This window comes from Xanthomonas cannabis pv. cannabis, assembly GCF_000802365.1.
Classification (GTDB): domain Bacteria; phylum Pseudomonadota; class Gammaproteobacteria; order Xanthomonadales; family Xanthomonadaceae; genus Xanthomonas; species Xanthomonas cannabis.
This window is the reverse complement of record NZ_JSZE01000167.1, coordinates 1-7,534: the sequence shown is the minus strand read 5'-3', so window position 1 is coordinate 7,534 and position 7,534 is coordinate 1. Positions and strand designations below refer to the sequence as shown.

The window sequence follows — 7,534 nt, the reverse complement described above, 5'->3', positions numbered from 1 at the left end:
ATTCGCGAGGGCTATTTCTACGTCAAGGCCAATGACGTCATCGTGCGTAACCTCACCATCGAAAATCCGTGGGATCCGGAGCCGAAGTGGGACGCCGACGATGGCGACAAGGGCAACTGGAATTCCGAGTACGACGGCCTGACCGTGGAAGGCGCCACCAACGTGTGGGTGGACCATGTCACCTTCACCGATGGTCGCCGCACCGACGACCAGAACGGCACCGCCAATGGCCGCCCCAAGCAGCACCACGACGGCGCGATGGACGTCAAGAAGGGCGCCAACTTCGTGACCATCTCGTACTCGGCGTTCAAGTCGCACGAGAAGAACGACTTGATCGGTTCCAGCGACAGCGCTTCCAGCACCGATAGCGGCAAGCTCAAGGTCACCATCCACAACACCTTGTTCGAGAACATCTCCGCGCGTGCGCCGCGGGTGCGCTTCGGCCAGGTGCATCTGTACAACAACTACCACGTGGGCAGCACCAGTCATAAGGTGTACCCGTTCTCGCACGCACATGGCGTGGGCAAGGAGTCGAAGATCTTCTCCGAGAACAACGCCTTCGACATCAGCGGCGTGAGCAGCTGCGACAAGATCGCTGCCGACTACAAGGGCAGCGTGTACCGCGACCAGGGCTCGCTGCTCAATGGCAAGGCGCTGAGCTGCTCGTGGAACAGCAACATCGGCTGGAAGCCGCCGTACACCTACAACTTGCTGTCTGCCAACAAGGTCGCTGCAGACGTCAAGGCCAAGGCCGGTGCCGGCAAGCTGTAACCAGGTGCAGGCAACGCTGTGATGGCTGCAGCGCCAAACAGCAACATCCAACGCCCGCAGCACTGCGGGCGTTGGTCATTCTGAGCCTGGGTATTCGCCACGACACGCTGCGTATTGGCGCAGCGCAGCCATCCAGCCCCATCGCCTTGTCTGCCGGCCGACGCGTCCTCAGTCTTGCGCAGCGTTGCTCGCGCCCTGGCCGGGCGCGCAGACGGGCTTCTGGCGTTTGTCCACCAGCTTGCCCATCAGGCGATCGCTGAGCGGGAGCATGTCGCCGTTGAGTCGCCAGTCGTAGATCACGCTGAAGGCCAGCACGCGCGCAACATAGTCGCGGGTTTCCTTGTAGCTGATGGTCTCGATCCAGAAGTCCGGCTCGAAGCCGGGGCGCTGCGATAGCCAGCGGCCGGTCGGGGCGGGGCCGGCATTGTAGGCGGCGATGGTGAGGTAGGGCAGGCCGTAGGTGTTGAGCAACTGACGCAGGTAGGCGGTGCCGATGGCGATATTGGTGTCCGGCTCGTACAGGCTGGCGGCGCCGGCATAGCCGGGCAGGGCGATCCCCTTGGCCACCGCCGCGCCGGTGCCCGGCAATACCTGCATCAGGCCCATCGCATTGGCGGGCGAGCGTGCGCGCGGATTGAAGATGCTCTCGGCACGGATCTCCGCGGCCACCCAGGCCGGGTCGATCGCATTCTTGGCAGCTTCGCGACGAATGCTGTCGTCGTGATGCAGCGGGAAGCGCAGCGAATACAGCCGCTGCTCGTCCGGTTGCTTGCCAAGTGCAAACACCGCGCGGTCGAACCAGCCGTTGTCGCTGGCCACTTCCACGGCCAGACGGCGCTGGGTGTCATCGAAGCGGCTGGCGGCATCGTTCCATTCGGCCACCGCCCAGCCGGGGCGGTCGATCTGGAACAGGGCGATCGCGCGCATCAGTGCGGGATCGCGTGCCACCGCGGCCTTCGCCTGCGGGCTGTCCTTGGGCTCCCATGGGCATAGCCGATACGGTTGCTGCACCCGGTCGGCCGCCAGGAAGCCGTGGAAGGTGGGCGACTGCGCCGCTGCGCGATACAGCGGCTGTGCAGCGGCGGCCGCGCCGGTCTTTTCGGTGAGGCGCGCTTCGAAATACTGCCAGCGCGAGTCGGCGCGTTGGCTGGCCGGCATCTTGCGGATTGCTGCCAACGCCGCGGGCCAGTCGCCACGCGCCATCGCCTCGCGCGCGCGCCATTCGTGCAGGCGTTCGTCATAGGCGCCGTCGGGCACCGCATTGAGCCGGCGCGCCGAGTCCGGCAGGTAGGAGGCGACTGTCCAGAGCGCGATCTGATACAGCACCTGGCCGCGTTGCGCATCGCTGAAACCCAGCGCGCTGGCCAGCGGCGGCAACTGTTGTTCGGCAGCATCGGGGTCGCTCTTGGCGAGCTTGGCCAGGCCATCGACGGCGATGCGGCGGCTGCGTTCGGTCCTGGGCCAACCCAGTGCACGCGGGTGGACCTTGTCGAGAAAGGCAGCGTAATCGGTTGCCAGCGCCAGATCAGCTGCCGGCAAGCCGCGCGCCGCGGTACGCATCACCGCAGGCAGCTGCGCATCGGCGGCGGCTTCCACGCGCTCCCAGCGCAGCGCCGGGGTCAGATCGCCGCGCGCATCCAGGGCGGCGATGACGGGTTCGCAGGCATCAGGCAGGGCCTTGCCGTTGCGCCACAGCCCCAGCGCGTCGCGGCTCCACTGCGCGTCCATCCGTCCGGTGGCCTGCCGCGCAGTGAGGTGTGCGCAGCGCAGGCCGGTATTGTCGGTGTTCTTCCAATTGGCCAGCAGCGTGGTCCAGTCCTGACGCCGTGCCACTGCCGGCAGCCAGGTGCTGCGGAAGCTCTCGGCCACCGGCTGGCCGGCGTAGCGCTGCAGAAAGCTCTGCGCCTGCGCGTTCGAGACGGTGTCGATGCTGCGCTTGAGGGTGGCGAACTCCAGCCAGCCATACAGCGGATGGCGGTTCAAGGCAGTGAGCTGGGCGGGATCGGACTGGCCGCGCTCTGCCGCGGCGATGGCATCGCGCATCGCGGTCAGCTGGGGATCGAGGGTTTGCGCATGCAAGGCGGTGCTGCAAAGGCACAGCAGGCCGGCGAGGAGAGCGGCGAAACGGGGGGCAGAAGTCATCGCGCGATGATACCGAAGCAGGGCTGAGCACCTGAGTGAACGCGCGAGACAGCCATGCCGGCGAACCATGCAGCCTTGACCATGGTCCCCACGCGGTGGCGGCAACGCGGCGTCATGGCGATCGCCCGATCGCCATGACGCCGCACGGAATGTGCAGGCGCTGGCGCCAGGCCCAGGCCCAGGCCGGCCCCGAACGCGACACGCATCGCAGTGCTGCACCGCCAGATTGCGATGCGTTAAGGTTTCGTTTACAAGTTAGAGCGGGACCGCAGGGCACGGGGGCGTGCGGACACTTTGAAGAATCCTTCTGGAGAGAGAAAGGATGAAGCGTCTGATTTGCCCGTCGCGGTCGCGCCTGGCCGTGCAGTTGTCGTTGTGTTTGATTCCCACACTCGCCTGGGCGCAACAGCCCGAGGCCGCACCCGGCACGCGCACGCTCGATAGCGTGCAGGTCACCGGTACCCGCATCAAGACGGCCGAGCTGCAAGGCCAGGTGCCGATCCAGACGCTCAACCGCGCCGATATCGAGCGCACCGGCCTGACCTCAATCGGCGAGGTGCTGCAGGAGCTCACCGCGTCCGGTTCGGCGCTCAACGCCAAGTTCAATTCGTCCGGCAATTTCGGCTTTCCGCCCGATGGGGGCGGGGTGGGCGCGGGCTCGGCGCAGGTGGATCTGCGCCATCTCGGCTCCAAGCGCGTGCTGGTGCTGGTCGATGGCATCCGCTGGGTCAACGAATCCTCGGCGTCCGGCGTGGGATCGTCGACCGACCTCAACACCATTCCGCTGGCGATCGTGGAGCGCATCGAAGTGCTCGAAGACGGCGCCTCGTCGTTGTACGGCTCCGACGCGATCGCCGGCGTGGTCAACATCATCACCCGGCGCACCTTCGATGGCGCGCAGGTCACGCTCAACTACGGCCAGTACGGCAAGGGCGATGGCGCCAACCAGGGCGTGGATCTGGCCTGGGGCACCAGTGGCGAGGATTTCAGCCTGTTTTTGGGCGCCAGCTACGTCAAGCAGGATCCGATCTATGCGCGTGACCGTGCGCAGGCGCGCTTCCCGATCCCCGGTACCGGGCTGACCTTCGGCAGCTCGGCCACGCCGGACGGGCGCTTCCAGTTCGTCGACCAGAACACCGGCGCGCGCCAGAACCTCACCCCCAATGCCGGTGTGGGCACGCCGCAATACGATGGCAGCGCCGGTTGCACGCGCAGCGATGATTACCACTGTTTCGGCACCGCCGATCGCTACAACTTTGCCGAGCAGAACCTGCTGCTGACGCCGTCCGAGCGCAAGGGCGTGTTTGCGCAGTTCCGCTATTACTTCAACGACGATGTGCAGTGGTACGTCAAGGCGTTGGGCAATCGCCGCGAGTCGACCAACCAGGCCGCACCGGAGCCGATCTTTCTCGGACCCGACGCCGGCACCGGCAATCCGCTTGCCGACAACATCCGGATCTCGGCGCTCAATCCGTTCAATCCGTTCGGCTTCGATCTGGATTCGGCCACCAATCTTATCCAGATCGGCCGGCGCCCGGTGGAAGGCGGGCCGCGGCGCTACCAGCAGCAGGTGGATACGCAGTACGTCGGCACCGGGCTGGTGGGCACCTTCGAGGGCGCCGCGCGGACCTGGTTCTGGGACGTCAACGGCATGTACAGCAAGAACAAGGCCGAGCAGACCAACTACGGCAGCTACAACCTGTTCAACATCAATCTGGCGCTCGGCGACCCGGCTGCATGCGCGGCAGTGGCCGGCTGCGTGCCGCTGGATATCTTCAGCGGCGCCGGCAGCATCACGCCGGACATGTTGCGCTGGATCCAGCCGGTGGTCCGCGACCGCAGCCAGAACGAATTGAGCCTGTTCACCGCCAACCTCAGCAGCGAACTGTTCCAGTTGCCGGGCGGCGCGGTGTCGTTTGCCACCGGCTACGAATACCGCATGTACGAAGGCGCGTATCAGCCCGATCCGCTGACCGTGGCCGGGCGCTACAACGGCGTGCCGTCGTTGCCCACCTCCGGCAGCTACGACGTCAACGAGGCCTATCTCGAGCTCAACATCCCGATCTTCGCCAACTCCTCGCTGGGCGACAAACTCGATCTGAACATCGCCGGGCGCTATTCGGATTACTCCACCTTCGGTGGCGAGTTCACGCCCAAGTACGGCCTGCGTTGGCAGGTGACCGACGAGCTGGTGTTGCGCACCAGTTACGCCGAAGGTTTCCGTGCCCCCACCATCGGCGAGCTGTTCGGTTCGGCCGCACGCGCCGACCTGCAGCTGTCGGACCCCTGCTCGATCGGCCTGGGCGGCACCGCACCACGTGGCAGCGCCGCCAACTGCGCCGCACTGGGCGTGCCGGGCGGGTACCAGCAGGCCAATCAGCAGATCTCGGTGACCACTGGCGGAAATGAACAGCTGGACCCGGAACGCTCACGCAGCTTTAGTGCCGGCTTCGTCTTCAGCCCCGGCTTTGCCAGCAACGCCAGCTGGTCGGATCGGCTCGACCTGGAAGCCACGTTCTATCGCCACCATGTGGACGGTGCGATCCAGGCGATCAATGCGCAGACCCAGCTGGATCTGTGCGTGGACACATTGGACGCGCTGTATTGCGACGGCATTGCACGCGCCTCCACCGGCGGCATCAATGCGTTCAACAACCGCTTGACCAACCTGGGCTCGATCAAGACCGACGGTTGGGACGTGGACGTGTTCTGGACATTGCCGGAAACCGCGTTCGGCCGCTTCAAGCTGTCGTGGCAGAACACCTTCGTGGGCCGCTACGAGGCGCTTGGCGCAGCGGGCCAGCGCCAGCCGCAGGGGCCGGGCATCGAAGTGGTCGACAGCGCGATTCCCGAGTGGACCAGCAATGCCGTGCTGGATTGGTCGCTGAGGAACTGGACGGCGTCATGGACGGCGCGGCACATCTCCAAGCTCACCGAGCAGTGCGTCGATGCGGTGGAGTTTGCGGTGTGTGGTAACCCGGCCGAAGGCACCAATCAGCTGGATGCGATCACCTATCACGATGCACAGATCGGGTATCGCGTCGATTGGCTCAAGGGCCTGCAGCTCACGGCCGGCTTGAACAACGTGTTCGACAAGGACCCACCGATCTGCCTGTCGTGCTCCCTCAACGGCTATGACGCCTCCACCTACGACATTCCCGGCGGGCGTTTCTGGTACGCGCGCGTGGACCTGAAGTTCTAGGGCGTGACCAGACGCCGCGTGGTTCTCAGGGAGGCCACGCGCGCTGACATGCAACTGCGGTCATGCACAGGCATGATCGCCTCCTGGCATCGGACCTGGGTGCCGGCCGTCGGGCGCCATGTCGATCAACAGAGCGCTGCCTGCAGTGGCTGCGACGGACCGGCCGCTTTAAAGGGGTGCTATCGGGCGATAGTCGGGCAAGGCAATCCTGTTGGAATCACGTGCGAAGCCGTCAGTGACGAGACGGCGAACAATCGGCATGCCTGCCAGGCGCATCGCCCCACGCAATAGCGTCAGCCCGGCTGCGGAGTGCGGCCACAACAGGCGTGGTACGAGCTTGGGAATGTTCTGACCTTCCTTGACGAACGGGCGCATGATCCGTTCGTAGCGCATGCATGCGTGCATCGGCGAGACGGCCTGGGCAAGTTCGCCTGCCAGCACGTAGCTGCCGACCAACGCCAGCGTCGTGCCGATGCCCGACAGCGAGGTGGGGCACCAGGCGGCATCGCCCGTCAGCACCACCCGGCCGGCGGACCACCGCGGCATGTGCACCTGGCGCAACACGTCGAAATAGAAATCGTCGACGTCCCGCATCGCGACGAGAATGCGTGGAAATTCCCAGCCATCGTTGGCGAACTGGGTTTCGATGAAGCGCCGCTGCTGCTCCGGCGTCCAGGCGTTCTCGCCTCCGGGCTTTTTTTGTATGCCCAGATAAGCGCCAAGCTTGCCGTCGAGTGCGGGTTTGAGCGTTGCGCCGCGTCCGCCCACCGTGTTGTATTGCCTGGCATAGGCACTGTCGTGCGATTGCCGGGGGATGCTGAAATACGCAAGGGTCAGGTCCATCCAGCGCGGCACGTTCTCGCCAGGAAACACCAGTTCGCGGGTATGCGACCCAACGCCTTCGGCGACGATGACCGTGTCGTAGCGGGCGCATCGACCACTGTGGAAGGTGATCTCGACACCGGCCTGGTCCTGGGCGACACCGCACACGCTGTCGCCGAAGCGATAGGCCACGCGTTCACGCGAGGCCTCGTACAACATGCGCGCCAGGTCGCCGCGACGGATTTCCAGGTCGGCGGTGGGTCCGCTGTCGGTGTCTGACGCGTCTGCCTTGAACCGCGCGATGACGCGATCGTCTGCGTCCACCCAGTCGGTGCCGAGCTCCCTGGTACTGCGTTCGAATGCGCGGGCTTCCAGTCCCATGCGGCGCAGCACGTCGCGCGCATTGCCCCGGACGTCGACGTTCTGGCCGCCGTCACGAAACGCCGGTGCGCGTTCGACCACCTCCACCTCGACCCCGTACGCGTCAAGCCACCACGCAGCGGTGGTCCCGGCGACGCTGGCGCCTGTAATGAGTATCCGGCGGGACATGCGACCACTCCTGCAGTGAATTTACATCACGCATGATACGTAAATATC

The 7,534-nt window shown here is 65.5% G+C and carries 4 protein-coding genes; 2 read left to right on the top strand and 2 right to left on the bottom strand.

Going from position 1 to position 7,534, the window contains the following annotated elements; translation table 11 throughout:
* A partial coding sequence (locus OZ10_RS19280) for a pectate lyase family protein (protein WP_039566645.1) occupies positions 1-771 on the top strand: 771 nt, incomplete at its 5' end.
* Between the two features lie 168 nt (positions 772-939).
* On the opposite strand, the gene OZ10_RS19275 is transcribed toward OZ10_RS19280, so the two are convergent.
* On the bottom strand, positions 940-2,913 hold the full coding sequence (locus tag OZ10_RS19275) for a transglycosylase SLT domain-containing protein (protein ID WP_039411895.1): 1,974 nt from the start codon (positions 2,911-2,913) through the stop codon (positions 940-942).
* Between the two features lie 322 nt (positions 2,914-3,235).
* On the opposite strand from OZ10_RS19275, the gene OZ10_RS19270 reads away from it, so the two are divergent.
* Positions 3,236-6,115, top strand: coding sequence for a TonB-dependent receptor (locus OZ10_RS19270; RefSeq protein WP_039566644.1), 2,880 nt, complete (start codon positions 3,236-3,238; stop codon positions 6,113-6,115).
* A 168-nt stretch (positions 6,116-6,283) separates the two neighbouring features.
* On the opposite strand, the gene OZ10_RS19265 is transcribed toward OZ10_RS19270, so the two are convergent.
* On the bottom strand, positions 6,284-7,486 hold the full coding sequence (locus tag OZ10_RS19265) for an FAD-dependent monooxygenase (RefSeq protein ID WP_039566642.1): 1,203 nt from the start codon (positions 7,484-7,486) through the stop codon (positions 6,284-6,286).
* Positions 7,487-7,534: the final 48 nt, after the last annotated feature.

Excerpts from the sequence above, each read along its gene's own strand:
- OZ10_RS19275 (WP_039411895.1), bottom strand. The coding sequence starts at position 2,913 with ATGACTTCTGCCCCCCGTTTCGCCGCTCTCCTCGCCGGCCTGCTGTGC.
- OZ10_RS19270 (WP_039566644.1), top strand. The coding sequence starts at position 3,236 with ATGAAGCGTCTGATTTGCCCGTCGCGGTCGCGCCTGGCCGTGCAGTTG.
- OZ10_RS19265 (WP_039566642.1), bottom strand. The coding sequence starts at position 7,486 with ATGTCCCGCCGGATACTCATTACAGGCGCCAGCGTCGCCGGGACCACC.